This window comes from Mycetocola sp. BIGb0189, from assembly GCF_024810155.1.
GTDB lineage: Bacteria > Actinomycetota > Actinomycetes > Actinomycetales > Microbacteriaceae > Mycetocola > Mycetocola lacteus.
On sequence record NZ_JANUED010000003.1, the window covers coordinates 35,230 to 61,521 of the forward strand.

The following is a 26,292-nucleotide window of genomic DNA, read 5'->3' on the forward strand; positions in this document are numbered from 1 at the left end:
TCATGACGAACTGTGAATCACCACCATTGTCGGGCCCGTTGCCACGGTGTTAGCGTCTCGCCACCGGATAGCGCCAGGCCCTCTCGACGCACCGACTCGACCGATTTGGAAAGGAAACTCCGTGCCCATCGAATTTCTCGGCATCGCCGCTCTCAACGATGGAAGCGAGACCCGTGCACGCAGCGGTTCCAGCTTCGATAAGGAATATACGCTGCGTCTGGCCCGTGCCCACGAGGATAACGGCTGGGACCGCATCCTCTTCGCCTACCACTCGGGTTCCCCGGACCCCGCAACCATCGCCGCGTATGTGGCCTCCAAACTGGACCACCTGAAGCTGCTGCTGGCCCACCGCCCCAACGTCTCGGCCCCGACCTATGCGGCCAAGGTGGTGGCAACCCTGGATCAGATCAGCGACGGACGCCTGAACCTGCACATCATCACCGGTGGTTCCACCGCCGACCAGGCGGCCGAGGGGGACTTCCTCTCCAAGGATGAGCGCTACGCCCGTACCGGCGAGTACATCAGCATCCTCAAGCAGGCGTGGACCAGCCACGAACCCTTCAGCTTCGACGGCGCTCACTACCGAATCGAAAACTTTGTCAGCGACATCTGGGCCGCTCAGCCCGGGGGACCGAAGATTTCGTTTGGTGGATCCTCCGCGGCCGCGTATGAGATCGGTGCCGCGCAGAGCGACATCTACGCGCTGTGGGGCGAGCCACTGGCGAACACCGCCGAGCAGATTAGGACCATTACCGATCTGTCGCTCGCGGCCGGACGCACCGAGCGCCCGCGGATCCAGGTCGCATTTCGGCCGATCCTTGGGGCCACCGAGGAGATCGCCTGGGAGAAGGCCGAGCGCATTCTCGGGCAGATTGAGCGCCGCACCAGCGCGCTCCCGTCCTCGTTTGTGGGCGACCTGCGCAATCCCGAGAATGCCGGGTCCCAGCGGCTGCTCTCGATCGCCGACCAGGGAGACCGCTTCGACCGCGCGCTGTGGACCAAGGTGGCCGCCGCCACCGGTGGCCGCGGTAACTCCAATGCGCTGGTGGGAACCCCCGAGACCGTGGCGGCGGCGCTGCTGGACTATGTGGACCTCGGCGTTGACATCATCTCGGCCCGCGGCTATGACTACGTGGATGACACCATCGACTTCGGTCGGTATGTGATCCCGCTGGTCCGGGATGAGGTGGCACGCCGGGACGCCGCCGCACAGGGTGCGCAGGAGAGATCCCGTGACGCTGCTTGATCACAACCCGACCCCGGATGCCGCCTCCGCAGGCGATGAGATTTTTGTCTATGTGAGCCCCGACGACCCGCGGGTGCTCCCACTGCTGACCGACCTGGAGCGGGAATACGACGCCCGCTACGGCGACGTGTTCGAGGAACCGGCCTCGGTCGAGATCAACCGGTACCCGGCCGCCGAATTCAGTGCACCGCGGGGCGCGTTTGTTCTGCTCCTACGGAACGGTGTCGCGGTTGCCGGGGGCGCCTTCAAGACCCTGGATGAGCACACCACCGAACTCAAACGAATCTGGACCGCCGCCGAGCATCGACGGCGGGGCCTCGCCCGTCGGGTGGTGCTCGAACTCGAGGACGAATCGCGTCGCCGCGGATTCACCCGCTCCTACCTGACCACCGGACCGCGCCAGCCCGAGGCGGTGCGCCTCTATCGCTCGGCCGGCTGGACCCCGCTCTTTGACGAGGATCTGCCACCCGAGCGCATCGGCATTCACGGGTTCGCCAAGTCGCTGACCAGCGAACCGTTAGACATCGCGGACATTCGCGCCCGGCATGAGGCCGAGCACGCTTCCCCCACCCCCTCACCCTCCTCGAATGGAGCCTCCTCATGACCGCACTCGCCCAGCGGCCCACCGACTCACCCCCCTCCGATCCCGCCCCCGCGGGAATCGATGCCCACCGTCTGGCCGAACGTCGAGTGCTCCCGCTGCGGCATCCACTGCGCTGGGTGATCACCGCGCTGGTCCTGGTTCTGCTGCTGAACTTCACCCAGACCCTGTTCACCAACCCGTCCTGGGAATGGGAAAAGGTGGGGAAGTGGTTTTTTAGCCCACCCATCCTGAAGGGTCTCCAGCTCACCATCGTGGCCACCGCGATCAGTGCCGTGGTGAGTTTCTTCGGCGGCATCGTGGTGGCCGTCGCCCGGCTCTCGGGTAACCCGGTGCTCAGCACCCTGAGTTCGTTCTACATCTGGCTGTTCCGCTCGGTGCCGCTGCTGCTGGTGCTCGTCTTCCTCTTCAACCTCGGTAATCTCTATCCCGAGATCGGCGTGGGCATTCCCTTCGGACCCCAGTTCACCGTCAACACGGTCGCGACCCTGACCCCGCTGGCGCTTGGTGTGATCGGACTCAGCCTGTCCGAAATCGCCTACAGCGCCGAGGTGGTGCGCTCGGGACTGCTCGCCGTGGACCAGGGGCAGCATGAGGCCGCCGACGCGCTGGGTATCCCCAAGCGTCGCCAGTTCACCCGGATCGTGCTGCCGCAGGCGCTGCGTTCGATCGTGCCCGCCTACGTCAACCAGATCATCGGGCTGATCAAGGCCAGCTCGCTGCTGTACTACGTCTCGCTGCTGGACCTGTTTGGGATCGCCCAGAACCTCGGCAGCACCTATCCCACCGACGTCATTCCACTGCTCGTGGTGGCCACGATCTGGTATCTGATCCTGACCAGCGTGATCGCCGTGGTGCAGTACTACATCGAGCGCTTCTACGCTCGCGGAACGGTGCGGGTTCTCCCGCCCACGCCGCTGCAGCGGGTGCGCCGGGCCTTTGGTTCGCGCCGAGCGACGGCGGGTGTGGCATGACCCAGGCCATTGCCGTGCACAACGCCACCAAGTCCTACGGGGATAAGACGGTGCTGCGGGGTGTGGACTTCAGTGTCGACGCCGGCACCGTGACCGTGATCCTCGGCCCATCCGGATCCGGTAAGTCCACCCTGCTGCGGGCGATCAACCACCTGGAAAAGCTCGACGAGGGATTTGTGTCCCTCAACGGAGAGTTGATCGGCGTGCGGGTCAAGGGGGAGCGGCTCAAGGAGCTGCGTCCCCGCGAGATCCTGCGTCAGCGCGCCAAGATCGGCTTTGTTTTCCAAAACTTCAACCTGTTTCCCCACCTGACCATCCTGGAAAACGTGAGTGAGGCACCGATCTCGCAGGGGATCAAACCCGCCGAGGCCCGCAAGACCGCCCGTGCGCTGCTGGCCCGGGTGGGCCTCTCCGATAAGGAGGCGAACTACCCCCGTCAGCTCTCCGGCGGGCAGCAACAGCGGGTGGCCATCGCCCGCGCGCTGGCCCTGGATCCCGACGTGATCCTGTTTGACGAACCTACCTCGGCGCTGGATCCCGAGCTGGTGGGCGAGGTGCTTGCGGTCATTCGCACCCTGGCCGGCAGCGGCAAGACCCTGATCGTGGTGACCCACGAGATCGGGTTTGCCCGCGAGGTGGCCGACCGGGTGGTCTTCATGGACGAGGGGGCCATCGTCGAGGAGGGCTCCCCGGAGCAGGTACTGACCGCCCCCGCACACTCCAGAACCCAGGACTTCCTGAGCAAGGTTCTTGCCTAGCCGCCCCGACCGGCACCGCCGGACAGCGCGACCCCAGCCCCGAAACACCCCCTAACCCGAACCCATCACAGAGGAACCATCATGACCATCATCACCTCCAAGCGGCTCCAGACCCTCGGCGCGCTCGCCGCCGCGGCCGCCCTGCTTGCCGGGCTTGCCGCCTGCTCCAGCAGCACCGAAGCCGCCCCCGCCAACACCGGAACCGTGACCGTTGCCGCGTTCTCCAACGGTGCCGGCACCGAGACCAAGATCAAGGTTTCGGCCGTAGAGGAGATCCGGAAGACCCTGCCCAAGAAGGTACTCGACTCGGGCAAGCTCACCATCGGGATCGGCGCACTGCCCTCGGGCTTCCCGCCGCTGGCATTCACCGGCGATGATAACGAAACCCTGACCGGTGCCGAACCCGACCTGGGCCGCCTGGTGGCCGGCGTCTTCGGACTCAAGCCCGAGGTGAAAAACGCCACCTGGGACAACCTGTTTGTGGGCATCGACACCGGTGCCACCGACGTGGGATTCTCCAACATCACCGACACCGAAAAGCGTAAGGAGAAGTACGACTTCGCCTCCTACCGCGGGGACAACCTCGCCTTCCAGGTCAAGGCCTCCAATAAGTGGGAGTTTGATAACAACTTCGAAAACCTCAACGGCCTGAATGTGGCCGTGGGATCCGGCACCAACCAGGAGAAGATTCTGCTGGAGTGGAAGACCAAGCTGGAGGCCGAGGGCAAGACCCTCACGGTCACCTATTTCCCCGATAACAACGCCACCACCCTGGCGCTGAACTCGTGCAAGATCGACGCCTACTTCGGCCCGAACCCGGGCATCGCCTACGGCAATAAGCTCACCGAGGGCAGCGCCAACCCCACCCGTACGGCCGGGATCTTCTCGGGGGCCGGGGAGACCCTGGAGGGCCTGATCGCCGCCACCGTGAAGAAGGACTCGGGACTGGCTCAGCCCATCGCCGACGCGATCAACTACCTGATCGAGAACGGCCAGTACGGCCAGTGGCTGGATGCCTGGGGCCTGAAAAACGAGGCCGTGAAGAAGTCCCTGGTGAACCCGCCGGGACTCCCGCTGGACAACAACTAGCATCCGGATTCGGAACCCCCATACCGTGCAGGTGTGGGGGTTTCGTGTGTCATGAACCCACACAGACCGGCATCGGGGTATCCGTATCCGGCCGAGCACGCTAGCGTGGGGGCATGACGAAAATCGCGTTGGACCTCGCAGACCGTTTTCAGAAGCTGGGCGTGCAAACCTCCTATGGTGACCCGGTCACCGTCGAGGGGGCAACCCTGATCCCGGTTGCGCTCACCGGCTTTGGTTTTGGCGCCGGGGAGGGTGAATTCGCCGAGGGCACCGAGGGGGAACCGGCCGGCAGCGGGGGCGGCGGAGGCGGCCTCTCCGTTCCCGTGGGTGTGTACGTGCGCAGCGGCAACGGCTGGCGCTTTGAACCCAACCTGCTCGCGACCATCGTGGTCTCGGTCCCGCTGGTCTGGGTGGCTGGTCGCATCCTCACCCGGCTGATCAAGGTGCTCAAGAAGTAGCCTGTCCCGAAGTATCGTGTGACGCCCGGTCCCCGCGTGGGGCCGGGCGCGCGCTATACTCGGGGTAACACGGGAGTCCGGGATCCACCGGGCTGAGAGGAAGGTACGTACCTTCGACCGTCAAACCTGATCTGGATCATGCCAGCGCAGGGAGGATAAGTTTCTCTAACCCGTGCCTCCATTTCTCATTAGAAAGGGGCACGTTCACAGTGTCTATTAAAGAAAATGCAGTGGTTCCGCCGCGTCTGAATTTCCGCTGGCGGGTTGTCGACATCGTTGTGGCCAGCGTCCTGGGTGTTGCCGTCGCCCTGATTTTTGTGGCGTTCAACCTCGGCTGGAGCGGGATCAAGGCCCCGTTTGAGGCCGTCCTGCCTGGATTCCAGGGTCTCCTGGAACCCGTCTGGTACATCGGTGGTGTGCTGGGTGCGCTGGTCATTCGTAAGCCCGGCGCGGCCATCTATGTGGAAACCGTCGCCGCACTGGTCTCGGCGCTGGTGGGAAACCAGTGGGGTGGTTTCTCCACGATTGAGGCGGGCCTGGTTCAGGGTCTCGGTGCCGAAATCATCTTCCTGCTCTTCGCCTACCGGGTGTGGAACCTGCCGGTTACGCTGCTGGCCGGGGCCACCGCGGGAATCTTCGGGGCGGTCAACTCGATCATCTTCTGGAGCCCGGGCGCCAGCTGGGGTTTCATCACCGTCTATGTGGGCGCTCAGATCATTGGTGGTGCGCTGATCGCGGGACTGCTGGTGTGGTTTGCGGTCAAGGGCCTCGCGGCCACCGGGGCGCTCAACCGATTTGCGGTGGGGCGCAGCCTGGGGGTTCGGGTTTAGCGTGACCTCGGCAACTTCGGTGGTACCGGCGGCCGTCAGCATCCAGAACTGGGGCTGGCGGCACGCCTCCCGACTCGCGTGGGCGTTGGAGAACGTGACCCTGGATATTGCGCCGGGGGAGCGGGTGCTGATCCTGGGCCCCTCGGGTGCGGGAAAATCGACCCTGCTGCAGGCGCTCGCGGGTGTCCTCGGCGGAGACGATGAGGGTGATACGCAGGGCAGCCTGACCGTGGATGGGCAGGACCCCGCGCATCAGCGTGGCCGCAGCGGCCTGCTGCTGCAGGATCCCGACTCGCAGATGATCCTCGCCCGGGTGGGCGACGATGTGGCCTTTGGCTGCGAAAACCTCGGGGTTCCCCGCGAGGAAATCTGGGTGCGCGTGCGCGAGGCCCTCGACGCGGTGGGGCTGGATGTCCCACTCGATCGCTCAACCCAGGCACTCTCGGGCGGGCAGAAACAGCGCCTGGCTCTCGCCGGGGTGATTGCGATGCGTCCGGGGCTGCTGCTGTTGGATGAGCCCACCGCAAACCTGGATCCGGTGGGCGTCGCCGAGGTGCGCGATGCCGTGGGCCGTGTCCTTGACCAGACCGGTGCCACCTTCGTGGTGATCGAGCACCGGGTGGATACCTGGCTGCCGCTGGTAGATCGCGTGGTGGTGTTGGGCGCCGGGGGCGCGGTGATCGCCGATGGACACCCGGATGTGGTGCTCTCCGAGCGCGGTGCCGAACTCGCGCGCGAGGGCGTCTGGGTTCCCGGCCATCCGCCCCGTGTGTCACTGCCCGCCGCGCAGCCCGCGGGGGTCGATCTCCTGGACGCCCGGAACCTGGTCACCGCCCGGGTGCGCGGGATTCCGGTGGGATCCCCGGTGACCACCACCGTGCGTGCGGGGGAGGTGCTGGCCATCACCGGGGAGAACGGTGCCGGTAAATCCACCCTCGCGCTGACCCTCGCGGGTCTGCTGCGCCCCGAAGGCGGTGAGCTGCGGGCCACCGCGGAGCTGAACCGCGGGCTCGGCGATTCACCCATCGCCTGGAAGTCCACACAGCTCCTCGAACGCATCGGGACCGTGTTTCAGGATCCCGAACACCAGTTTTTGGCCACCACCGTGCGACGGGAGCTCGAGGTCGGGCCGCGCGCTCTGGGGCTCGATCCGGCCGAGGTGGACGCGCGTGTCACCGACGTTCTGGACCGGCTGGGCCTGAGCGCACTGGATCGCGCGCATCCCTTCACCCTGTCCGGAGGCGAGAAGCGCCGGTTGTCCGTGGCGACCGCTCTGGTGTCTCGGCCGAGCATTCTGGTGCTGGATGAGCCCACCTTTGGGCAGGATGCCGGAACGTGGGCGCGGCTGGTCGAGCTGATCGGCGCGCTGCGCGCCGAGGGCTCGGCGATTATCACCGTCAGCCACGATGCCGAGTTTGTGGCGGCCCTGGCCGATCGCACCCTCACCCTGACGGCGGGATCCGCGGAGGTGGCCGCATGAGCGCGCTCGCCGGAACCGCCCCCGCACTCACCGCGCGCAGTACCGCGGTGATCCACCGGACCAATGCGGTGACCCGGCTGATCGTTCCGGTTCCGCTGACCATCGTGCTGCTGTTGACCCTGGACTGGGTCTCGGCGGCCACGGCGCTGGCCGCGCTGGCGATTCTGCTGCCCTTTGCCGGGCTGACGCCGCGGCAGTTTTGGCTGCGCACGCTCCCGGTGTGGATCGCCGCGCCGCTGACCGGCATCACGATGCTGCTTTACGGCCGGCCCGATGGGACCGTGTACTGGGAGTTTGGACTGGCGCAGATCAGCGACGGCTCGATCACGATCGCGATCGCCACCGTGCTGCGGGTGCTGGCCATCGCGCTGCCCGCGGTGGTGCTGTTTGTGACCGTGGACCCCACCGATCTGGCCGACGGGCTCGCGCAGATCCTCAAGCTTCCCGCCCGCTTTGTGCTGGGGGCGCTGGCCGGGATTCGGATGATCGGTCTGTTCCTGGATGACTGGCGTGCGCTGGAACTCGCCCGCCGCGCCCGCGGCGTGGCCGACCGGGGCAAGATCCGTCGCTTTGCCGGCATGGCGTTGGCGATGCTGGTGCTCTCGATCCGTCGCGGCACCAAGCTGGCCACGGCGATGGAGGCCCGCGGGTTTGGTGGCACCACCACCCGCACCTGGGCGCGGGAGTCCCGCCTCGGTCGCACCGACCTCGCGCTGTTTGCGATTGGTATTGTGGTCAGCGTGATCGTGGTGTGGACAAGCGTGGCGACCGGCCACTGGAACTTCCTCTTTGGATAGGGCGGCGGCCGCCTCCCCGCAGGCGATCGATCGGGTTCGCACGCTCCTGGGCGGGTGTGTGAACCCGATTCTGCTGATTGACGGGCCCAGCGGTGCGGGGAAGTCCACCTTCGCCGATGAGCTGATCACGCACTGGCCGGCCGAGGGGACACCCACCCTGATCCGAATGGACTGGATGTATCCCGGCTGGGACGGCCTGGAGCCCGCCGCCGAGGCCCTGGCCCGAGACCTGGTGGCGCCGCTGCGCCGCGGCGAACCCGGGTTCTGGCACGGCTACGACTGGGAACGCGGTGTGGTGACCGCGGCGACCCTGGTCGAGCCCGGGAATCCGCTGGTCATCGAGGGCTGCGGCACGTTGGGGCCCGCCGGGGACCTGGCCGACCTGGGAATCTGGATCGACGCCGAGGACACCTTCCGCAAGGCACGCGCCCTCGCCCGTGACGGGGAGGGATACGTTCCCCACTGGGATGCCTGGCAGGCGGATTTTGACACCTATGTGGCGCGCTGGAATCCGCGCGCCCGAGCCGATCTGCTGCTGAGCGCCGAGCCGGATCGCGTGGTGCCGCCGGCCTCACGCGGCTAACGGTCCTGGCCTCCGGGGCGTCCCCGCTACTTCACGTACTTCGTCCAGAGCGCCTGGATCATCGGCAGCGGGTGGCTCAGTCGCCACAGCACGTCCGGTTCGGTGAGTTCGGTATCCAGCAGCACCGGGATCTTCTGCTCGGCAATGTCCGGGTCGCTTGAGTGCACGGTCGCCGTTCCCACCGGTGTCCCGGCGGCCACGGGTACCGGAATCTTTCCGGGCGAAACATCGAGTTTGGGCGCCGTCTGGGCCCAGTGCGGCCGGGCCGGGGTTTCACCCGAGAGCCCGCGGGCCTTTTGCTCCCACGCGGTGGAGACACTCAGCAGGGGCGTGCCCGTGGCCAGGTCCGGTGCGGCGGTGACCCCGGCATCGGCGCTGGCCAGCAGGGCGAGCGTTTCCGTTTCCAGGGTTTTCCAGGTGGCCGATCGCAGCGAGGCCGACCCGAAGGTGAAGTCCCCGGCATCGGTTTTCATGGTGCGTGCAAACAGCAGGATGATGCCGGTCCGGTCGGTGTATCCGCGATAGAGGACCTGGATGTGTGCATCGGGCAGATAGGCGGATGGTACCGACATGCCGCGCTGAAGGGCCAGCGGATCGGGCACCTCGGTGAGCGCGGCGGTAATCCCCGGATCCGCGGCCGCCAGCGCGGAAATCCGAGCCAGGTCCGAAGCCGAGGCCACGTTGCCGAGGTCGACGCCGCCGGCATCGGTGATGACCAGGCTGGTCAGGCCCTCCTTGGACGCCCAGGCTTTGACGGCCTCCAGAAAGCCCTCCCGCGAGCCGTAGGCCCAGGTGGCTAGGGCGTCGGCGTGGTTGGTGCTGCCGCCCAGGAGCATGGCCTGCAGCATCGAATGCTGGGTCCAGACATCCCCCGGATAGAAGGACACCGTGGAGGCCCCGGCCCCCGCACGCGCCACAAAGTCGTTGTAGTTGTCCTCGCTGATGGTGATGTTCTGCCCCGGACCCTCGGTGAGGGGATACCGCTGGGCAACCACCAGGGCGGTCACCAGGCGCGCGGCACCGGAAATGGGCAGGGCCGAGGCATCGCCGGCATGGGCGAGAACCGTGGTCTGCTGGGCAACCGCGGTGGCACCGGTTTCGGGCAGTACCGGAGGATGCACGGGGGTGGCCGAAGCGGGAGCCGCGGCGACCGTGACATCGGGTTCGGGAAGGGGGCCCAGCAGCACCGCGGGGCCGTACCCGACCACACCGATCAGCACCAGCGTGCCCAGGGTGATACTGATGCCACGTTTGGCCATGACGTTCCCTTCGTCGATCGGGGTCTCTGCCGCGTCCGGGGTGTGCGTACCGCGATGTAGTCAGCGTAATCGAGGCGTTCGGCCCGGGTGGGCGGCGCGGCCGAAAATGCGGCGATTTGACGGCAACGGGGGACTATCCCCAGCCCAGACGGTGCAGTTCCTCGTCGTCGATGCCGTAGTAGTGCCCAATCTCGTGCACCAGGGTGATGCGGACCTGTTCGCGCAGGTCTTCCTCGTCCTCGCAGTAGTTCAGGAGCGGCAGACGGTAGAGACTGATCAGATCGGGCATCTCGCCAAAGCCGTACTGCCCACGTTCGGTGAGGTCCACGCCGTGGTAGAGGCCGAGCAGGTCGAGGCTGCCGTCCTCGGGGAGATCTTCGATTGCGATGGCCACGTTCTCCAGCCCCTCGGTGACCTCCTCGGGCAGCGCCTCAAAGACGTCGTTGACGAGCGTGTCGAAGGTATCCGGATCCATTTCCATCACGAGAAAAATCCTATCGAGAATCTCGGCCGATGTGAGGATCTCGGGCGTGGCGCTGGCCCGGTGTCGGCGTGTCGTTTCGGGGGAGGGGGAGCCAAAATTTGATGCCGCGAGAACGGGTTTTCATCGCCTCGGGCGTGTCGTTCGATGTCCGTTTTCTCCGGTTAAAACAAAAAGAGGAGCATATATATGCTCCTCTTTTCATATTTACTTGGGGTGAGTAACGGGGCTTGAACCCGCGACCTCCTGAACCACAATCAGGCGCTCTACCAGCTGAGCTATACCCACCATGTCACTACTCGATACTAGCGCTTCTTTTCGCTGGCTGCGAATCGAAGTTTTCGTGTCGTGCGGTGCAACATGATTAGTCTATTACATCTCCGGAGCGTATTTTGACACCACGTCCTCGGCGATGGCCTTGGCCTCCTCGGAGGTGGGTCCGGGCTCGGCCACGAAAGCGGCCGCACGGTAGTACGCCAGTTCGCGAATCGACTCGAGGATGTCGGCGAGTGCGCGGTGGCCGCCGTCCTTCTCGGGGGAGCGGAAGTACACCCGCGGGTACCAGCGGTGGGCAAGCTCCTTGATCGAGGACACGTCGATGTTGCGATAGTGCAGGTGGCCATCGAGCTCGGGCATGTACTTGGCAAGGAATGAACGGTCCGTGCCGATCGAGTTTCCGGCCAGCGGGGCCTTCTTGGCCTCGGGTACATACGTGCGCACGTATTCCAAGACCTGATGCTCGGCCTCCTCGAGCGAGAGTCCGCCGTCGAGCTCGGTGATGAGCCCCGAGGTGGTGTGCATGTTGGTGACAAACTCGCCCATCTGCTCCAACGCCCGGGCGCTGGGCTTGATCACGAGGTCGATTCCGGGTGCGACCGGTTTGAGGTCGAAGTCGGTAATCACCACCGCGATCTCTACGAGTTCGTCGACCGCCAGGTCGAGTCCGGTCATTTCACAGTCGATCCAGACCAGTCGGTCCGCCAGATTTGCCATGCCCTCATGTTAGCCCGCCCCGCCGACAGATGGCGGATTCTCGCCTAGAATGAGCGGGTGACCCCGCTTCTGTGCATCCTGCTTCTGATCAACGCCGCCTACAACGTGATTGTCTGGCCGCGCTTCTGGACCCGCGTGAAAAACGATCCCCGCGCTCGCGACGCCGAGGGCAAGGCCACCGCGTTCCTGCGGGTGCACGCGATCCTGATCGCAATCGCCCTGGTGATCGCCGCGGCCTCCGCGGTCGCGGGTGTGCTGGGCTTCTTCCTCTAGCGATCTGCGTGCGGGGCCGATGTGGCTCGTGGTTTCTGACCGCTGCCCTGTCGCATCGCACCCGGAATCCGACGCGCCCGGCGGGTCCGCCGCGGGCGGCGCATTCCCGCGCCTGAATCACCGCACCCGACGTTCGCGCTACACTTGTTTCGTCCGCCTCCGTAGCTCAGAGGATAGAGCAGGAGCCTTCTAATCTCTTGGTCGCAGGTTCGATTCCTGTCGGGGGCACCACCTCACAACGGCCCCGCGCTCACCGTATTTCGGTGCGCGCGGTGCCGTTTTTGTGTTTAGGCCGCCCGGCACTGCGCCGCCAGTCCCGCGACCACCGCGAGCAGGCCGCGGCGGAACAGGCGTTCGGAGGTGCCCATCGGGCCGCCCACGTAGGCGCGCACGCGGGGGAGGTTGTCGCGCTCGGCGGCGGCGAGGATCTTCTGCGCGAGCGGGGTGTCCGCCTCCAGGGTGCGTTCGGGTTCCACCCGGGTGAGGAGGGCTCCGAGGACGTAGTTCCAGAGCGCGCGATAGGTATTGAGGGCGTCCACCGGGGTTGCACCCAGTTCCTCGGCGGCGGCGATGAACTCCTCGGCGAACCACAGCGCGCCGGTGCCGGTGCTGCCGCCGCGACGGAGGATATCGACGATCCAGGGGCGGGTCACCAGAACCGCGTACATCCCGAGTCCGATCGCCAGCATCCGATCCTGCGGGGTGCCGTGGGTCGGAGTGCGCGGAATGTCCTCGGAAAAGCGATCGAGCACCGCGCTCAGCACACCCTCTTTATCACCCAGATGGCGGTATATCGCCGCCAGTGTGGTGCCCGATCCACTCGCCAGCCGGCGCATCGTCAGGCCCTCGATTCCGCCGTTCATCAGCATCAATCCGGCGGTGTCGAGGACCCGGTTGCGGTTGAACTCGACCGGACGACCGGGCCTGCGTGGGGGAGAAGTGTCGGGCATGCTGTCCAATCGGTTAATAACGAGAACGCCGTTGCGAAACTGTGTGCCGCGGACCTAGCGTACCCAGCAGAACACACAATGGAAAGGCACCCATGCAGCCCCAGGTTTCGGACACCCCGTCCACCGCAACCAAGCCTCAGATCCCGCTGGTTCTGAGCGCAGTTTTCCTGGTCTACCTCGGCCAGATGACCCTCAACCCGATCATCGCCCCGCTCTCGCGCGAGGTGGGGCTGGCCGAATGGCAGGTGGGTGTGATGATCAGCCTGGCCGCGGTCTGCGTGGTCCTCAGCAGCCAGTTCTGGGGGCGCGCCTCGCTCTCCCGTGGCCGCAAACCCGTCCTTGTTGCGGCCATGGGCACCGCGGTGGGCGCGATGGCTCTCTTCGCCCTCCTCGCCCAGCTGGGGATGCAGGGGACCCTGCGCGGCACCGCACTGTTTATCCTGCTCCTGATCACCCGCGGGCTGCTGTTTGGGCTGGCCATCGCCGCGGTTCCGCCCACCGCTCAGGCCTATATCGCCGATGTGACCACCACCACCGAATCCCGGGTGCGCGGCATGGCCGGGGTTGGCGCCGTCCAGGGCCTGGCGATGATCGGCGGCGCGGTGGTGGGCGGCGCGCTGGCAGGCTTCGGGCTGATGGTCCCGCTGCTGTGTGTGCCGGTGATGATCGGGATCGGGCTGATCGCGGTGATGCTGTTCCTGCGCCGCGAACAGCGCCACGAGCTGATCGAAAACCCGCCGAAGGTAAGCCCCTGGGATCCGCGCGCCTGGCCGTTCCTGCTGGCCGGATTCGGGCTGTTCACCGGGCTGGGGTTTGTGCAGATCATCACCGGCTTCATCGTCCAGGACCGCTTTGCCCTGAACGCGGGGGCCGCGGCCGGCATTACCGGTGCGGCGCTGCTGGCGGCCGGGGCGGGAATGGTGATCGCCCAGGCGGTCCTGGTGCCCCGGTTGGGATGGCGGCCCGGCACGCTGCTGCGCGTGGGCGCGGCCGTCTCGCTCGCCGGATTCCTGGTCCTGATCCCCAACGCCGGCATTCCGCCGCTGGTGATCGCGCTGTTCCTGATCGGCCTGGGCCTCGGGCTGGCCATGCCCGGCTATACGGCGGGCCCCTCGCTGCTGATGAGAGCCGAGGAACAGGGCGGCATCGCCGGACTGATCGCCGCCAACAACGCCCTCACCTTTGTCCTGACCCCCACCCTGGCGACCCTGTTCTATACGTGGTGGCCGCCGCTCCCGCTGATTGTCAGCGCTCTGGTGTGCAGCGCCGTGCTGGTGTTTGTGCTCACCCATCCACGATTCCGCGCCACGGTCTAGGGTCGGATACTCGGCAACTGCGCGGTTCCGGGTAGCGTGGAGGGGACACACAACGCACGGGGGTAAACGGTGATCAAGATTCGCGCGCAACTCGGGGACATCACGGCCGTCCACGCCGACGCAATCGTCAATCCCACCTCGCCGGCCATGGTTGGTGCCGGCGGGGTGGATGCGGCCATTCATCGTGCGGGTGGCCCATCGTTCCGGGCAAACGTGCGTGAACGATTCCCCGAGGGGATGGGGAGCGAAAACGCGGTCTGGAGCATCGCCGGGAAGCTGCCGGCCCGCTGGGTGATTCACGTGACCGTGCCGCCGTTTGCGACGGCCCAGAAGGACCGCGCCTACCTGGTCGCCGGATATCGCCGCATTTTTGCGGTTGCCGATAGCCTCGGCGTGCGAACGCTGAGCCTGCCGGTGATCGGGGCCGGAGCGTCGGGCTGGCCGCTCACCTGGGCGGTGATCGACGCCATCGACACCATCCTGGCCCTCGATACCGGCGTACAGGAGGCGATCCTGGTGAGCCCCGATTCGCACACCATCGACGGCATCAACGGTGTGCTTGCGCGTCGCACCGGGCTGAGTATTCTCGATGCCGTCCGAGTGGTTCACGCCCGCGGCTATCACCGGGTGCGGGTGTCCTGCGGGATGAACGCTTCGGGCTCAAATTGGCGCGTGACCATCTGGGACGATTCCTCGGGGAGCGGGTATATCCCGGCTAATCCCGATGGATATGTCCTGCGCTACACCGACGGGATGGGACCCAACTTTCTGGACACCCAGGTGCCTCCACTCGCGGATCCCGACGCGCTCGCCGATCGTATTATCGCGGCGCTCCCACACGTTCGGCCGCTGCGGGATGACGCCGAGTATGCCGCCTGGTTCGCGGGCCTGCAAAACCTGTGCCGGCGTGAAATCAGCGTGCCCATCGGCTACGCCGACTACTTTGATGACACCCTGGGGTGGGAGATTGGCTGGGGTTCGGGAGTGCGCTATCCGCTGCCGCCGGATCCCGCGCCCGTGGCGGATGCCACGTTTGGTTCGACCTCCCCGTAGGGACCCGCAGTCGGGGCACGGGCACTCGCGGACCGAATGACTCCGGCCCCGCTAAGCTGAACTGAGCCCCAAGAACCACTGCGACGACGAGGACAGACGGATGCCCAAACGCGATCATGACGAGCCCGTTCGGCGCCGAAACCCGCTCTTTCACCGGCGGGAGGCCGCTGCACCGACTCCATCGGCGGGCGGTGGGTCCACCCTGCGCACCCGGTATGTAATCGACGGGAGCCTGCGTCCCTCGCCGGAAAACGTCTCGGTGGCCGAGTCGCTGGAATTCGCCGATGCGGCCCCGAACCGGATCGCACTGAGCCTGTTCCCCGCCCCCACACCCGAGGATGTGGAGGAACTGGCGGCCGCCTGGGACCTGCATCCGCTGCTGGTCGAGGATTTACAGCACGCCAAGCAGCGTCCCAAGCTGGAGCGCTACGGGAACGTCCTGTTTATGGTGCTGCGCTCGGCCCGCTATGACGATGCCGCCGAGGATGTGGACTTCTCCGAGTTCCACGTGCTGGTGCGTCCGCATGCGATTGCCGTGCTCTGCCAGGATCGCCGCTGGATCGACGGCACCGACGAGGCCACCATCGCCGGGGATCCGGCGGACATTGCCGATCGTGGCGGCCGCACCCTGCTGGATGATGAGCACCTGCTGAACCTCGGGCCCGAAGCCGTGGCCTACCGCCTGCTGGATGCGATCGTGGACGGGTATACGCCGGTGCTGCGCGGCCTGCTGATCGATAAGGAACAGATCGAGCGTCAGGTGTTCAGCGGCGACCCGGCCGTGGCCGAACGCATCTACCGGCTGAGCCAGGAGGTCATCGACCTGCAGCACACCACCTCCTCGATGGCAGACGTGCTGGTCGCACTGCGCCAGGGATTCGATCGCTACGCGGTGCCCGGTCCGCTTCAGGCCTACCTCCAGGATGTGTCCGACCATCTCGCCCATGCCAGCACCCGGGTGTCCGAGCTGCGCGATGCGCTGTCGCAGATCCTCAGCGTCAACTCGACCCTGGTGGCCCAGCGGCAAAACGAGGACATGAAAAAGATCTCCGGCTGGGCGGCGATCCTATTCGCCCCCACGCTGATCGGGGCGATCTACGGGATGAACTTTGACCATATGCCCGAGCTGCACTGGGCGTTTGGATACCCGCTGGCGCTGGGATCGATGGTGGCGTTCGGCTTGGCGCTGTACGGCGTATTCAAGTACAAAAAGTGGATGTAGCGCCGCCCCAGATGACGCACACGCGGCGGTGGCGTGAATCTTTCGTATCGTGACACGCGTGCCAATTGTGGGGGTCCGGGAGGTACGGTGAACTAGGGATGTTCGGCATGTGGCCGAACGCCTATTCACGGAGTCACACACATATGAAAACCTGGCTGCTGCTTCTGGCCGCAATCTTGACCGAGGTCACCGCCTCGGTCAGCCTCAAAGCCGCTCAAACGCATCCGATCTGGTACCCGCTCGTGGTCCTCGGATACGTCGCATCCTTCTACCTTCTCTCCTGCGTGCTGCGCCTGGGCCTGGGCCTCGGTGTGGCCTATGGCATCTGGGGTGCCACCGGCGTCGCGCTGACCGCGCTGGCCTCCGTGCTGTTCTTTGGTGAACCACTGACCCCGCTGATGATCGGCGGGCTGATCCTCATCATCGCCGGAGTCCTGGTGGTGGAGTTGGGATCCCAGCGCGCCCACGGTGCCGCCGAGCGGGCCGCCGCTGCCGCAACGGCCGCAGCCACCGCAACGGCCGCCGCTGCCGTCACAACCTCCGCCGAGGCACCCACCGAGGCCCCCGCATGATTGCCGCGATCCTGCTGGCGCTCGCCGTGGGCAGCGAGGTGGCGGCCACCGCTTCGCTGCGCGCGGCCGTGGACGGGAGTCGTCGCTGGTACATCCTGACCGTCGGCGGATACCTGGCCGCCTTCTCCCTGTTCGCCGGTTCGCTGAGCTCGGGCATGCCCCTCGGCGTCGGGTACGGAATCTGGGCCGCCAGCGGAGTGGCGATCACCGCGGTGCTCGCCAAGTACCTGTTCAAGGAGCCACTGACCGCGCTGATGTCGCTGGGCATTTTGCTGATTATCGGGGGCGTGGTCCTGGTTGAGGTGGGTTCGGCCACCGCCCACGCGGCGCTCGGCTAGTGCGCACTCCCGAGAGTCTCGCACGCGAACTCGGCACCGCCGCCGCACCCCATCGGGTTGCGGTGGCGGTGCCGCCGGGGGTGGCGCTATTTGATCTGGCGATCCCCGACGAGGTGTTTGGCGAGGTACGGGTGGACGGGCGAGCACCCTATGTGGTGACCGCCTACGCGTTTGGTCACGAGGCGGGCGTCGAGGTGGCCGGGGGGCTGTTTCTCCCCGGACGCGGTGATGTTGCGGGCTTTGAAGGCTCGGATACGCTGGTTATCCCCGCCGGTGAAAATCTAGAGGAACCACCTCCGGCGGCCCTGATCGAGGCCATTCGGCGCGCCCATGCTCGCGGCGCGCGGATTGTGGGACTCTGCACCGGGGCGTTCACCCTGGCCGCGGCCGGACTCTTGGACGATCAAATCGCCACCACCCACTGGCGCTACGCCGATGCGTTGAGCCAGCGGTATCCGCGGGTGAGTGTGGACCCGGCGGTGCTCTACACGTCCCATGATCGCGTCTTCACCTCGGCGGGAACGGCCGCCGCAATCGACCTGTGTATCGAAATTGTGCGCCGCGATCACGGCGGCACGGTTGCCAATGAGCTGGCCCGGACGCTGGTGATGAACCCGCATCGGGCCGCCGACCAGGCACAGTTTGTGCCGATCCCGGTCCCCGAATGCAGCGATGAGAGCCTATGGCCGGTGATCGAGTGGGCGCGCACCAACCTGGATCGTCGCATCGGCGTGGGCGACCTTGCCGACCGCGCCCACGTGAGCGTGCGCACCCTGATTCGTCGCTTCGACCGCGAGTACGCGTTGACCCCCAGCCACTGGCTGCGGCTCGAACGTGTGCGTCGCGCCCAGCAGCTGCTCGAGGGGACGGACCTCGGGATCGACGAGGTCGCCCGGCAGAGCGGCTTCGGCACGGCGACCAGCCTGCGTCAGGCCTTTGCCGAGCGCCTGCACACCTCCCCGGCCGCCTACCGAGGCGCGTTTAGGTCTCGCGTTTAAACACGTATGCCTCGCCCAGCGGCGAGGCATACCTGGCGAGCCGGGCACGCCGCGGCTACGTCTGCGTGACGGGCCGGGCGGCCGCGGCTACTTCTTGGGGGAGCGCAGTGAGCGATCCAGGACGGTGAGGACCAGCGCAGAGGCGGTCAACCCGGCCACGATCCACCCGATGGTGTTGAGGCCCGCATCGCTCGGGGCCTGTCCGTAGACGATGCCGATGATGCTTGAGGCGACAATCGCGCCCAACTGAACCGATGTCCGAGACAGCCCGGCGGCCACACCGATTTGTCCCGCGGGTGCCTGGCGGTAGAGCGCCGCCTGGTTGGAAATCGAGGCGAGACCCTGCGGCAGGCCAAACACCGCGAGCACCACCAGGATGTAGATGGTGGGATCACCCGAGGAAATGCTGGAGAGCAGCAGACCACCCACCATCGGTGCGGCGGCGGCAATGATCAGCGGGCCCCGGATGCGCTTGGCGCGGGCGACCAGAACCGAGCAGATGCCCGCAACAATCGCGGTGGGGATCTGATAGAGCCCCGCGGTGGAGGGTGCCAGTCCCACATCCGTCTGCAGCCACTGGCTCATCGCGTACACCACCAGGTAGGAGCCGGTGAACACCAGCATCAGGCGCAGGTAGGTCCGGGCCAGCGGGCCGTTGTGGACCAGCATGCGCACATCGATAAAGGGAACCTGCGCGCGGTACTCCCGCCAGATCAGCGTGCCCAGCGCCACCGCAGCGATCGGCAGGAGCCAGTAGAGTCCCGAGCTGAGGTCCAGCAGGAACATCAGCAGTGCGACCACGGTGATGGCAAACAGCAGCAGTCCCGGCGGGTCAATCGCCTTCCAGGCCGACACCGTGCGGGCACCGCGCACCCGGGTCTTGTCGCCGGGGAGCCACAGCCAGGCCAGCACAAACGCGATCAGCGCGAGCGGAATGTTCACCAGGAAGATCGACTGCCAGCCGAACGCATGGATGAGCACCCCACCCAGCACCGGGCCGATCGAGGAGGTCACCAGGCTGGAAATCGACAGCCCCGAAAGCAGCACCTGCGGGGTGGGTTTTTCGAGCCGGGCCGACTGATCGGAAATTAGCGTCATCGCCGAGGGATACGCGGCCGAGGTGCCCAGCCCGAGCAGCAGCCGTGCCAGCAGCACGCCGCCGAAGGTGGGCAGCAGGGTCGGGATGATGCCCGCGGCGGCGACGATCGCCAGTCCGGTGAGATACACCCGGCGCGGCCCAAACGTGTCGGCCAGCTTGCCCATCGCCGGCTGGCTCACGGCGCTCACCAGGTAGAGGCCGGCAACCAGCCAGATCACCGTGGCTGCCGAGACGTTCACGGCGTGGGCGATCGGGGTCAGCGCGACCGCGATCATCGTGGTGTTGATCGGGTTGAGGGCGGGACCGATCAGAATCGGGATCGCAAATTTGGGGCCAAACCCGATGGATTCGGCCCGAGTGATGACCGCGCTCATTTGCGATCAAGACCAAAGGCGACCCGTTCCATCAGCTCGACGCCGGCGCGCAGGGTTTGACGCTCCTCGGCGCTCAGGTCGGTATCCATGAGCAGGGCCAGATCACGATCGCGCACCCGGTTGACGGTGTCCAGGACACGCTGCCCGGCCTCGGTCAACCGGATCAGGTCGCGGCGGCCGTCGGTGGGATCGGGGGCCTTGTCGACCAGCTCGCGGGTCACCAGGTCGCCCACCACGCTGCCCATTGACTGTGGGCGCATCTGCTCGCGCCGGGCCAGATCCGCGATGCTCAGCGGGCCGTGCCGAAAGAGCAGGCTCAGGACCGCCTCGTGCGTGCGTCCCAGACCCTCGACCGTTTCGATTCGGCGCAGGGTGCGGCGCAGACGGTCGACATTGAGCCGGAATCGCTGGGCGGTTTCCAGGGACTGCGGATCGGGATCGGGGGTGTTCATCGTGGGGGCCATGGTTTCAGCCTAGACTTCGACAGGCAATCTTGCAAGTTTACCTGTCGAGTTATGGGTTGGGGAGGTCCAAAGGAGACCTCATGACCCCACCATTCCTCGGTTCCCTGCTGCGCGGAGTTCGCGCATCCGAATCTCGAAGCATCATTCACGATCCCGCCCTGCACACCCCAACACGTTCACGCTGACCAGTTCCGCGTTCATCGACGGCGTGCGCATTCCCCAGCGCCACGCCGGAACCGGGGTGGGGGATAACGTGTCACCCGCGCTGTCCTGGCACGGCGCGCCCCACGATACGTCCGCTTCCCGGCCACGGCGAACACCGCTACGGATTCCACCTTTTTGCGCTGAATATCGCCGTTGATCCCACCTGCCTTCCCGATTCGCGCCATGCGCTGCTGCGCCAGGTGAGGGGGCATGTGTGTGCCGCCGCGCACCTCTACGGGGTCGCCAGTCACGAGGATTTCACGCCACGAAACATTGATGACCGTGGTGAGCCCAACCGGGGGTAGATTAGAAACATGAGTGAGCTACAGCAACAGATCATCTCCGAACTTGGGGTTCGGCCCACAATCAATGCGGCCGAAGAAATCACCCGCCGGGTGGATTTCCTCGCCAACTACCTGCGCAGCACCGGGGCTCGTGGCCTCGTGCTGGGCATCAGCGGCGGGCAGGATTCCTCCCTCGCCGGTCGCCTGTCCCAGCTGGCCGTAGAAAAACTGCGGGCCGAGGGAGTGGATGCCCACTTCACCGCGATGCGTCTGCCCTACGGCGTGCAGCACGATGAGGATGACGCGCAGCTCGCGCTGGAGTTCATTCGTCCCGACCGTTCGGTGGTCCTGAACATTCGTGGGGGAGTGGACGGGGTCGCCGATGCCTTCCGCGAGGGCACCGAGGAGCCGCTCTCCGACTTCAACAAGGGCAATATCAAGGCCCGCGTGCGCATGATCGCCCAGTACGCCGTGGGCGGGGCCGACGGGTACCTGGTGGTGGGCACCGACCACGCTGCCGAGGCCATCACCGGTTTCTATACCAAGTTTGGTGACGGCGGGGCCGATGTGCTGCCGCTCTCGGGTCTGAGCAAGCGTCAGGGTGCGGCCCTGCTGCGCGAGCTGGACGCCCCGGCTCGCCTCTACGAGAAGGCGCCCACCGCCGATCTCCTGGACGAGGTCCCCGGACAGACCGACGAGTCCAGCCTCGGTGTGCGCTACGCGGAAATCGACGACTACCTGGAGGGGCACGAGGTGGACGCCGATGTGGCCGCCGCCCTCGAGGCGCGCTTCCTGCTGACCCGCCACAAGCGTGCGCTTCCGGTCACCCCGGATGACACCTGGTGGGTCGCCGGCTAACCCCCGAAACCCACGTCTCCGATGGCCTCCGCGAGCATACTCGCGGGGGCCATCGTCGGCGTCTCGGCCGCCAGATTTCCCCAGGGGAGAAGGGCGATCAGCACCAGCACGGCGACCACAACCAGCAGGATCAGGACACCAAAGACCCGCCGCAGCAGGGGCTTGAGCGCCTCGGCATGCTTGGAACGAGCACGCGCAGTGTCGCGGTCATCGACTCCCAGCTCGCGCTGCATGACCGGTACCAACGTCTTGAACGCCCGGCTGGCTGCCCAGTACCGTCTGCGCGCGAGCAACGCCTCGGCCACATCGCTGCGCGAATCCAGGGTGTCGCGGTGGGTCGGACCCAGGACGCGTGCGCGATCTCGCGCCACCGCCCGGTAGATCGCCTCGGCCTCCTCATGCCGACCCAGAATCGTGAGTCGGCGTCCAAGCCGTGAGCGCAGTCCCAGCGCGTCGGCGGAATCGGGCGCAAACGCGGTCGCGCGGGCGATCGCCGCCCGCTGCTCGACCATGCTCTGCTCGATGTCTCCATTCTGGAAGAGGCCCTGGGCGAGGCGGCCCTGCAGCATCGCAAACCCGAGCGGGTCGGCATCGGGATCCAGGTACGGAATCACCTCACGATAGGCGGCCACGGCCTCGGCGGGTGAGCCGATACGGAACACGGCATCGGCCACGCCGCGGCGGGCCTGAAGGGTTTCCGGATGGGTGGGTCCCGCCACCTCGCTAAACGTGTCGGCTGCCTGACGGAAGGCGACCAGGGCGTCGGCAAAGCGACGCTGATCGGCCAGCAGGATCGCCCGCCGCAGCGAGATGCGCGCACCGGAGAGCCCGGCAGCCCCCTCACCCAGCGAGGCAAGGGACTCGGCGACCACCGCGCTGGAGGCCTCGGTGTTACCCCGTGCTCGCTCCACATCGGCCAGGTTGTCCACCGTATCCAGGGTGCGCGGATCCTCGGGGCCGAACACGCGGGTGCGGTCGGCCAGGAGGGCGCGGAAGCGTTCGGCCGCATCCTCCAGATGCCCGGCGCGATACGCCGTCCAGGCACGTGCGCTGCGCGAGGAGAGCGCCTCGGTGCTATCGGGTCCCTGCGCCGCGATCCGGGCTTCGATCAAACGATCGAGCTCGGTGATGGCCAGGTCGTAGTCGCCGAGATGTTCGTGTTCACGAGCCAGGTTGTGGCGGGTGGTGAGAATATCGGGGTCCGCATCGGCCGTGCGTTGGCGGCGAGCCTCGTCGGTCACGTCGATGTCCGCCATCTGGTTGCGCAGGAGTTGGATCCACTCGTTTCGGGCGCGGTCATGCTGATCCAGTTCGCAGGCGATGAGGGCCAGGTTACCCAGCACCCGTCGATTTCCCGGAGTGTTTTCGGTCAGTGCCTGGGCGCGCAGCGGTTCCAGGAGACGCTGCGCCTCAATGTAGCGATCCGCGCGAATATAGGCGACCGCCAGATCATTCTGACTGGCCGGATCCTCCGGGGTGCTCAACTCACGCAGAATCGAGATGGCTTCGTCATCCCGGCCCACATCGGTCAGGGTCATGGCGAGTCGGCGACGCACCACGTCGCGAGATGCCGGGGTGATTTCGGGGATATCCAGTGCAGCCTGGAAGGTGGCGATGGCCTCATCGGTGGCACCCAGCGTACGCAGGGTGAAGGCAATCCGGTCGCGATTTTCCAGGATGTCGTCGGGGGTGCCCTCCTGGGAAATCAGATCGTCCAGGCGTCGATACTCCTCGAGGGCGCGTGCGTGACGCAGCGTATCGATCAGACGTGCAGCCCAGCGCTGCCGCATCAGGATCACGGCCTCATCGCCCGCACCCGCCTCCGTGGTGAGGCGTTCGATCGAGGAGGTGAAGACCTCATCGAGGGTGTCGCCGGTGAGTGCCCCCTCCAGCTCGCCGCGTTCGGTGATCACGATGCGTCGACGCAGGATTGTGCCCAGCAGGTCGGGATGCGGGTGGGTGCGAAGATCATCCAGCAGATCGGTATAGGCGATCTCGGCGTCTCCATAGCGCCCCAGGAGCCCCAGCAGATACGCCACATCCTCGCGGACATCCAGGGTCGTGACCGCTCGCGGTCCATCGGACTGTTCCAGTGCGATCAGAGCCGCGCGATAGGACTCCAGGGCCGCCTCGTAGTCGCCCGAGGTGCTGGCGATTCCGGCCACGATGCGGTGCGAACGAACGGTGTCTGGATGTAGGGGCCCCAGGGCCGAGAGGCGCCGATCTCGTAGGTCGTGGGCCATCTCCAGGGCCTGCGGATAGCGGGTGAGATCGGCGGTCAGCCGCACCCGAATTTCGCGCACCCGGAATGCCTCAACCGCATCCTCACCGGCGACCGCCTCGATGTCCGCAAGCAGACGCGTGCTCTCGGTGAGGGCCGCGTCCTGCTCGCCCGAAAAGGCGGTCGCCAGGACCCATTCGACCCGGGCACCCAGGGATTCGGCGGAGTCGGCACCATTGAGCACGCTCCACTGCCGGGAAACCTGTGCCCACAGATCGGCGGCCTCATCATCGCGGTCGATCATATAGAGCAGCGCGGCCTTTGCCGCTAACGCACGGGTGGCCTCGGCCGAACCCGCCGCGCTCAGCGAGGCGGTCGCAATATGTTCGTCCAGAATCTCAAGTGCGCGAACGGTCCCCTCGCTGCGCAGGAGCTGAAGGAGTTCTTCTCGAGAATCAAAACTCATCGGAGGCCTTTCGCGGGATGTGCGCCTAGCCTACTCCGAGCGGATTAGAGCGGGTGCGGGGTATTGCGCTCGGGGTCGGTGCTGGCGGCGCGTGCCGAGGGATCGATAGCCGCAACATCGTCGATCAGCTGCTGGGTACGGGTGTCGGCACCGAGCACCGCGCCCTCGGAGGCCGCGCTCTCGGAGGCCGCGGGCGCGGCGACCCAGGCGTCGGAGGAGGGGGACACCCGCGGGTTTTCGGTGACGTCGGTGCGCCAGCGCAGCAGGTCTTCCTCGAAGACCTTCTTGGCGCGACGCGGCTTGTTCTGCCACTCGATCAGGCGGTCACGGAACTCGGCCACCACCGGATCCAGCTGGAAGCCGAAGGCCGAGGAGTTGCGCTTGAGTTCGGCCAGCTGATGTGCGGACCAGTTGGCCGCCAGGGCCGACCCGTAGACGGGAAGCAGGCGCAGGGTGATGTCTGCCTGACCTACGGCACGGTCGGCGAGGACCTGTTCCTGCGGGGTGAGCGAAGCCCACACGGCGGCCTCGGTGGAGGCATCCACCAGGGCCGCGATGGCCGCGGTTTTTGCGTCGCGGTCGCGGCGATTGATCAGCGCACGGATGGCCCCGCGCACGATCAGGCCGGAGACAATCACCGACACCAGAATGGCGACCGCGGTGACGGCGGCGGAGAACAGGGTCGGGTGGGCTGCGTCCGAGCCAATCCAGGAGATAAAGTCGTGCCAGGTGTCCATAGTTCGCACCCTACCCGCGATCTTGTCGCTCGGGCCGTGCCGCGGCCACCGTGTCGCGAAATTTTGCGGGAATTTCCCACCCAAGCACGCGTCGGGGCCGTTTGTTAGGCGCAGCGCAGGCAGTCGACCGCGTCATCCGCGGACCAGAACTCCCCGAGCGGAGTGAAGGACCCCGCTAGGGGGCTGAAGCGCTTGGCCACAAAGACCTCGCCCTCGGGGGTGTCCCGGGCTTCAAGATGGCCCACGATGCGGTCATCGCGCGCGATGACGCGCCACAGGGCGGGGCGTACCGGGTGCAGGCGCAGGCCTCCGTGGGCCTGGATGAGCGTCGGAGTTGTCATGTGAATGACGGTACGTCCACCCACCGACACCGGGACACGCCCGAACCCGGGGCGCGAATCCGGTGAAAGGCCGTGAATGCATCACGTCTGGAATGCGCGGGCCCCGGTGCGGGTTATAGTCGCAGAGAATACGTGCCCGCGGGCGGGTAGGGAAAGGACTGAAATCATGACCACGAGTTTTGTTTTGGCCGGCGGATGCTTCTGGTGTCTGGACGCGGTCTATCGCACCCTGGATGGCGTGAGCGAGGTGGTGTCCGGGTACACCGGCGGCACAACCCCCAACCCCAGCTATGAGGCCGTCTGCACCGGGCATACCGGTCACGCCGAGGTGGTTCGGGTGGTGTTTGACGAGAGCGTGATTCCCGCGGACATCATCCTGGATGCGTTCTTCACCCTGCATGACCCGCGTCAGCTCAACCGTCAGGGCAACGATGTGGGCACCCAGTACCGCTCGGCAATGTTCTACACCGATGAGGCCCAGCGCGAGCTGTTTGAGGCCGCCCGGGAACGTGCCGCCGATATTTGGGACGGTGAGGTGGTGACCGAGATTTCGCCGCTGGGGGAGTTCTTCGACGCCGAGGACTACCACCAGGACTTCTTCGCCAAGAACCCGGGCCAGGGATACTGCCTGGCGGTGGCCGTACCCAAGGTTAATAAGGTACGTCGCCGCTTCGCCGAGTACATCGTCAGCTAGCGAGCCACCGGGGTTATCCCCAGGCGCGGCCATGATTGGGGTTATCCCCAACCGTGGCCGCGTCGTGGTTTTTTGACCCGCCTTCGCCAAGACTGAAAACGGTTGCTCCCGCGAGGCTCCCTACCCATCCGGCACACACCTGGTCTCGCGGGGGCATCCGATTGGCCGTGGGGACGCACAGTAGCGGCCCGGTGCGCCCGTGTTTTCATCGTTCATGCGTACAATCGGAGGCACGCGTGCCGGGACCCACCCCGTGCGTCGTGAGAATTTTCCAAGAGA

General features: G+C 66.3%; 28 protein-coding genes, 2 tRNA genes and 1 riboswitch. Of the genes, 20 read left to right on the forward strand and 10 right to left on the reverse strand.

Annotated features, from left to right (window positions below):
• Positions 1 to 121 precede the first annotated feature (121 nt).
• The 10 genes from M2390_RS04885 to M2390_RS04930 all read left to right on the forward strand — a co-directional run bounded on the left by M2390_RS04885 (position 122) and on the right by M2390_RS04930 (position 8,816).
• The gene (locus M2390_RS04885; RefSeq protein ID WP_259177426.1) at positions 122 to 1,246 is read left to right on the forward strand and encodes an LLM class flavin-dependent oxidoreductase; all 1,125 of its coding nucleotides are present in this window, start codon (positions 122 to 124) and stop codon (positions 1,244 to 1,246) included.
• Positions 1,233 to 1,850 (forward strand): GNAT family N-acetyltransferase, encoded by a 618-nt coding sequence (locus tag M2390_RS04890; RefSeq protein WP_259177427.1) that lies wholly within the window; start codon positions 1,233 to 1,235, stop codon positions 1,848 to 1,850. The genes M2390_RS04885 and M2390_RS04890 overlap by 14 nt, the downstream gene beginning before the upstream one ends.
• Complete coding sequence (locus tag M2390_RS04895) at positions 1,847 to 2,821, forward strand: amino acid ABC transporter permease (protein WP_121688925.1); 975 nt, start codon at positions 1,847 to 1,849, stop codon at positions 2,819 to 2,821. The genes M2390_RS04890 and M2390_RS04895 overlap by 4 nt, the downstream gene beginning before the upstream one ends.
• Positions 2,818 to 3,579: an amino acid ABC transporter ATP-binding protein gene (locus M2390_RS04900; RefSeq protein ID WP_259177428.1), complete on the forward strand. Its 762-nt coding sequence runs from the start codon at positions 2,818 to 2,820 to the stop codon at positions 3,577 to 3,579. Before M2390_RS04895 ends, M2390_RS04900 begins: the two co-directional genes overlap by 4 nt.
• An 81-nt stretch (positions 3,580 to 3,660) precedes the next feature.
• Complete coding sequence (locus tag M2390_RS04905) at positions 3,661 to 4,668, forward strand: transporter substrate-binding domain-containing protein (protein ID WP_259177430.1); 1,008 nt, start codon at positions 3,661 to 3,663, stop codon at positions 4,666 to 4,668.
• A 113-nt stretch (positions 4,669 to 4,781) separates the two neighbouring features.
• Positions 4,782 to 5,126: a spore germination protein GerW family protein gene (locus M2390_RS04910; protein ID WP_259177433.1), complete on the forward strand. Its 345-nt coding sequence runs from the start codon at positions 4,782 to 4,784 to the stop codon at positions 5,124 to 5,126.
• Between the two features lie 59 nt (positions 5,127 to 5,185).
• A riboswitch (TPP riboswitch) is annotated at positions 5,186 to 5,297 on the forward strand.
• 38 nt (positions 5,298 to 5,335) lie between these two features.
• A complete protein-coding gene (locus tag M2390_RS04915; protein ID WP_259177434.1) occupies positions 5,336 to 5,956 on the forward strand; it encodes an ECF transporter S component in 621 nt (206 codons plus the stop codon).
• A gap of 1 nt (position 5,957) precedes the next feature.
• The gene (locus M2390_RS04920; protein WP_259177437.1) at positions 5,958 to 7,436 is read left to right on the forward strand and encodes an ABC transporter ATP-binding protein; all 1,479 of its coding nucleotides are present in this window, start codon (positions 5,958 to 5,960) and stop codon (positions 7,434 to 7,436) included.
• Entirely contained in the window at positions 7,433 to 8,233 is an 801-nt protein-coding gene (locus M2390_RS04925; protein ID WP_259177439.1) for an energy-coupling factor transporter transmembrane protein EcfT, read from the forward strand. The genes M2390_RS04920 and M2390_RS04925 overlap by 4 nt, the downstream gene beginning before the upstream one ends.
• 58 nt (positions 8,234 to 8,291) lie before the next feature.
• The gene (locus tag M2390_RS04930; RefSeq protein ID WP_259177441.1) at positions 8,292 to 8,816 is read left to right on the forward strand and encodes an ATP-binding protein; all 525 of its coding nucleotides are present in this window, start codon (positions 8,292 to 8,294) and stop codon (positions 8,814 to 8,816) included.
• A gap of 26 nt (positions 8,817 to 8,842) precedes the next feature.
• Here M2390_RS04930 and M2390_RS04935 read toward each other — a convergent pair whose 3' ends face one another.
• From M2390_RS04935 to orn, 4 genes are all read right to left on the reverse strand, one after another.
• Positions 8,843 to 10,075: a hypothetical protein gene (locus M2390_RS04935; protein WP_259177443.1), complete on the reverse strand. Its 1,233-nt coding sequence runs from the start codon at positions 10,073 to 10,075 to the stop codon at positions 8,843 to 8,845.
• 133 nt (positions 10,076 to 10,208) lie between these two features.
• Positions 10,209 to 10,556, reverse strand: coding sequence for a metallopeptidase family protein (locus M2390_RS04940; RefSeq protein ID WP_259177778.1), 348 nt, complete (start codon positions 10,554 to 10,556; stop codon positions 10,209 to 10,211).
• Positions 10,557 to 10,768: 212 nt separating this feature from the next.
• A tRNA-His gene (locus M2390_RS04945) sits at positions 10,769 to 10,844 on the reverse strand.
• Between the two features lie 84 nt (positions 10,845 to 10,928).
• Positions 10,929 to 11,549 (reverse strand): oligoribonuclease, encoded by a 621-nt coding sequence (gene orn / locus M2390_RS04950; protein WP_259177444.1) that lies wholly within the window; start codon positions 11,547 to 11,549, stop codon positions 10,929 to 10,931.
• Positions 11,550 to 11,606: 57 nt separating this feature from the next.
• Between orn and M2390_RS04955 the strand changes: the two genes are divergently transcribed.
• Together M2390_RS04955 and M2390_RS04960 are read left to right on the forward strand one after the other, a co-directional pair.
• Complete coding sequence (locus M2390_RS04955; protein WP_030148782.1) at positions 11,607 to 11,822, forward strand: SCO4848 family membrane protein; 216 nt, start codon at positions 11,607 to 11,609, stop codon at positions 11,820 to 11,822.
• A 155-nt stretch (positions 11,823 to 11,977) separates the two neighbouring features.
• Positions 11,978 to 12,053, forward strand: a tRNA-Arg gene (locus M2390_RS04960).
• Between the two features lie 56 nt (positions 12,054 to 12,109).
• Here M2390_RS04960 and M2390_RS04965 read toward each other — a convergent pair.
• Positions 12,110 to 12,772 (reverse strand): TetR/AcrR family transcriptional regulator C-terminal domain-containing protein, encoded by a 663-nt coding sequence (locus M2390_RS04965; protein WP_259177446.1) that lies wholly within the window; start codon positions 12,770 to 12,772, stop codon positions 12,110 to 12,112.
• A gap of 92 nt (positions 12,773 to 12,864) precedes the next feature.
• Here M2390_RS04965 and M2390_RS04970 point away from each other — a divergent pair, with 92 nt between their 5' ends.
• The 6 genes from M2390_RS04970 to M2390_RS04995 all read left to right on the forward strand — a co-directional run bounded on the left by M2390_RS04970 (position 12,865) and on the right by M2390_RS04995 (position 18,271).
• Positions 12,865 to 14,088 (forward strand): MFS transporter, encoded by a 1,224-nt coding sequence (locus M2390_RS04970; protein ID WP_259177448.1) that lies wholly within the window; start codon positions 12,865 to 12,867, stop codon positions 14,086 to 14,088.
• 69 nt (positions 14,089 to 14,157) lie between these two features.
• Positions 14,158 to 15,141: a macro domain-containing protein gene (locus tag M2390_RS04975; protein WP_259177449.1), complete on the forward strand. Its 984-nt coding sequence runs from the start codon at positions 14,158 to 14,160 to the stop codon at positions 15,139 to 15,141.
• Between the two features lie 100 nt (positions 15,142 to 15,241).
• Entirely contained in the window at positions 15,242 to 16,363 is a 1,122-nt protein-coding gene (locus M2390_RS04980) for a magnesium and cobalt transport protein CorA (RefSeq protein WP_259177450.1), read from the forward strand.
• Positions 16,364 to 16,506: 143 nt separating this feature from the next.
• The gene (locus M2390_RS04985; protein ID WP_259177451.1) at positions 16,507 to 16,935 is read left to right on the forward strand and encodes a multidrug efflux SMR transporter; all 429 of its coding nucleotides are present in this window, start codon (positions 16,507 to 16,509) and stop codon (positions 16,933 to 16,935) included.
• The gene (locus tag M2390_RS04990) at positions 16,932 to 17,273 is read left to right on the forward strand and encodes a multidrug efflux SMR transporter (RefSeq protein ID WP_030148788.1); all 342 of its coding nucleotides are present in this window, start codon (positions 16,932 to 16,934) and stop codon (positions 17,271 to 17,273) included. Before M2390_RS04985 ends, M2390_RS04990 begins: the two co-directional genes overlap by 4 nt.
• Positions 17,273 to 18,271: a GlxA family transcriptional regulator gene (locus tag M2390_RS04995; RefSeq protein WP_259177452.1), complete on the forward strand. Its 999-nt coding sequence runs from the start codon at positions 17,273 to 17,275 to the stop codon at positions 18,269 to 18,271. Before M2390_RS04990 ends, M2390_RS04995 begins: the two co-directional genes overlap by 1 nt.
• Positions 18,272 to 18,358: 87 nt before the next feature.
• Here the strand turns inward: M2390_RS04995 and M2390_RS05000 are convergent, their stop codons facing one another.
• Positions 18,359 to 19,744 (reverse strand): MFS transporter, encoded by a 1,386-nt coding sequence (locus M2390_RS05000; protein WP_259177453.1) that lies wholly within the window; start codon positions 19,742 to 19,744, stop codon positions 18,359 to 18,361.
• Complete coding sequence (locus tag M2390_RS05005; RefSeq protein ID WP_121688910.1) at positions 19,741 to 20,208, reverse strand: MarR family winged helix-turn-helix transcriptional regulator; 468 nt, start codon at positions 20,206 to 20,208, stop codon at positions 19,741 to 19,743. Before M2390_RS05005 ends, M2390_RS05000 begins: the two co-directional genes overlap by 4 nt.
• 518 nt (positions 20,209 to 20,726) lie before the next feature.
• On the opposite strand from M2390_RS05005, the gene nadE reads away from it, so the two are divergent.
• Positions 20,727 to 21,554, forward strand: a complete 828-nt coding sequence (nadE, locus tag M2390_RS05010) for an ammonia-dependent NAD(+) synthetase (protein ID WP_259177454.1) — start codon at positions 20,727 to 20,729, stop codon at positions 21,552 to 21,554.
• Here the strand turns inward: nadE and M2390_RS05015 are convergent.
• From M2390_RS05015 to M2390_RS05025, 3 genes are all read right to left on the reverse strand, one after another.
• Positions 21,551 to 24,241, reverse strand: a complete 2,691-nt coding sequence (locus M2390_RS05015) for a tetratricopeptide repeat protein (protein WP_259177455.1) — start codon at positions 24,239 to 24,241, stop codon at positions 21,551 to 21,553. The genes nadE and M2390_RS05015 overlap by 4 nt on opposite strands.
• A gap of 44 nt (positions 24,242 to 24,285) precedes the next feature.
• Entirely contained in the window at positions 24,286 to 24,978 is a 693-nt protein-coding gene (locus tag M2390_RS05020; RefSeq protein ID WP_259177456.1) for a hypothetical protein, read from the reverse strand.
• A 104-nt stretch (positions 24,979 to 25,082) separates the two neighbouring features.
• The gene (locus M2390_RS05025) at positions 25,083 to 25,319 is read right to left on the reverse strand and encodes a hypothetical protein (protein ID WP_259177457.1); all 237 of its coding nucleotides are present in this window, start codon (positions 25,317 to 25,319) and stop codon (positions 25,083 to 25,085) included.
• Positions 25,320 to 25,485: 166 nt separating this feature from the next.
• Between M2390_RS05025 and msrA the strand changes: the two genes are divergently transcribed.
• Entirely contained in the window at positions 25,486 to 26,013 is a 528-nt protein-coding gene (msrA, locus tag M2390_RS05030; RefSeq protein WP_259177458.1) for a peptide-methionine (S)-S-oxide reductase MsrA, read from the forward strand.
• Positions 26,014 to 26,292: the final 279 nt, after the last annotated feature.

Coding starts and splice junctions, on each gene's coding strand:
- M2390_RS04970 (WP_259177448.1), top strand. CDS start 12,865: ATGCAGCCCCAGGTTTCGGACACCCCGTCCACCGCAACCAAGCCTCAG.
- M2390_RS04900 (WP_259177428.1), top strand. CDS start 2,818: ATGACCCAGGCCATTGCCGTGCACAACGCCACCAAGTCCTACGGGGAT.
- M2390_RS04980 (WP_259177450.1), top strand. CDS start 15,242: ATGCCCAAACGCGATCATGACGAGCCCGTTCGGCGCCGAAACCCGCTC.
- M2390_RS04925 (WP_259177439.1), top strand. CDS start 7,433: ATGAGCGCGCTCGCCGGAACCGCCCCCGCACTCACCGCGCGCAGTACC.
- M2390_RS04990 (WP_030148788.1), top strand. CDS start 16,932: ATGATTGCCGCGATCCTGCTGGCGCTCGCCGTGGGCAGCGAGGTGGCG.
- M2390_RS04905 (WP_259177430.1), top strand. CDS start 3,661: ATGACCATCATCACCTCCAAGCGGCTCCAGACCCTCGGCGCGCTCGCC.
- M2390_RS04965 (WP_259177446.1), bottom strand. CDS start 12,772: ATGCCCGACACTTCTCCCCCACGCAGGCCCGGTCGTCCGGTCGAGTTC.
- msrA (WP_259177458.1), top strand. CDS start 25,486: ATGACCACGAGTTTTGTTTTGGCCGGCGGATGCTTCTGGTGTCTGGAC.
- M2390_RS05015 (WP_259177455.1), bottom strand. CDS start 24,241: ATGAGTTTTGATTCTCGAGAAGAACTCCTTCAGCTCCTGCGCAGCGAG.
- M2390_RS04935 (WP_259177443.1), bottom strand. CDS start 10,075: ATGGCCAAACGTGGCATCAGTATCACCCTGGGCACGCTGGTGCTGATC.
- orn (WP_259177444.1), bottom strand. CDS start 11,549: ATGGCAAATCTGGCGGACCGACTGGTCTGGATCGACTGTGAAATGACC.
- nadE (WP_259177454.1), top strand. CDS start 20,727: ATGAGTGAGCTACAGCAACAGATCATCTCCGAACTTGGGGTTCGGCCC.
- M2390_RS04940 (WP_259177778.1), bottom strand. CDS start 10,556: ATGGAAATGGATCCGGATACCTTCGACACGCTCGTCAACGACGTCTTT.
- M2390_RS04985 (WP_259177451.1), top strand. CDS start 16,507: ATGAAAACCTGGCTGCTGCTTCTGGCCGCAATCTTGACCGAGGTCACC.
- M2390_RS05005 (WP_121688910.1), bottom strand. CDS start 20,208: ATGGCCCCCACGATGAACACCCCCGATCCCGATCCGCAGTCCCTGGAA.
- M2390_RS05000 (WP_259177453.1), bottom strand. CDS start 19,744: ATGAGCGCGGTCATCACTCGGGCCGAATCCATCGGGTTTGGCCCCAAA.
- M2390_RS04910 (WP_259177433.1), top strand. CDS start 4,782: ATGACGAAAATCGCGTTGGACCTCGCAGACCGTTTTCAGAAGCTGGGC.
- M2390_RS05025 (WP_259177457.1), bottom strand. CDS start 25,319: ATGACAACTCCGACGCTCATCCAGGCCCACGGAGGCCTGCGCCTGCAC.
- M2390_RS05020 (WP_259177456.1), bottom strand. CDS start 24,978: ATGGACACCTGGCACGACTTTATCTCCTGGATTGGCTCGGACGCAGCC.
- M2390_RS04895 (WP_121688925.1), top strand. CDS start 1,847: ATGACCGCACTCGCCCAGCGGCCCACCGACTCACCCCCCTCCGATCCC.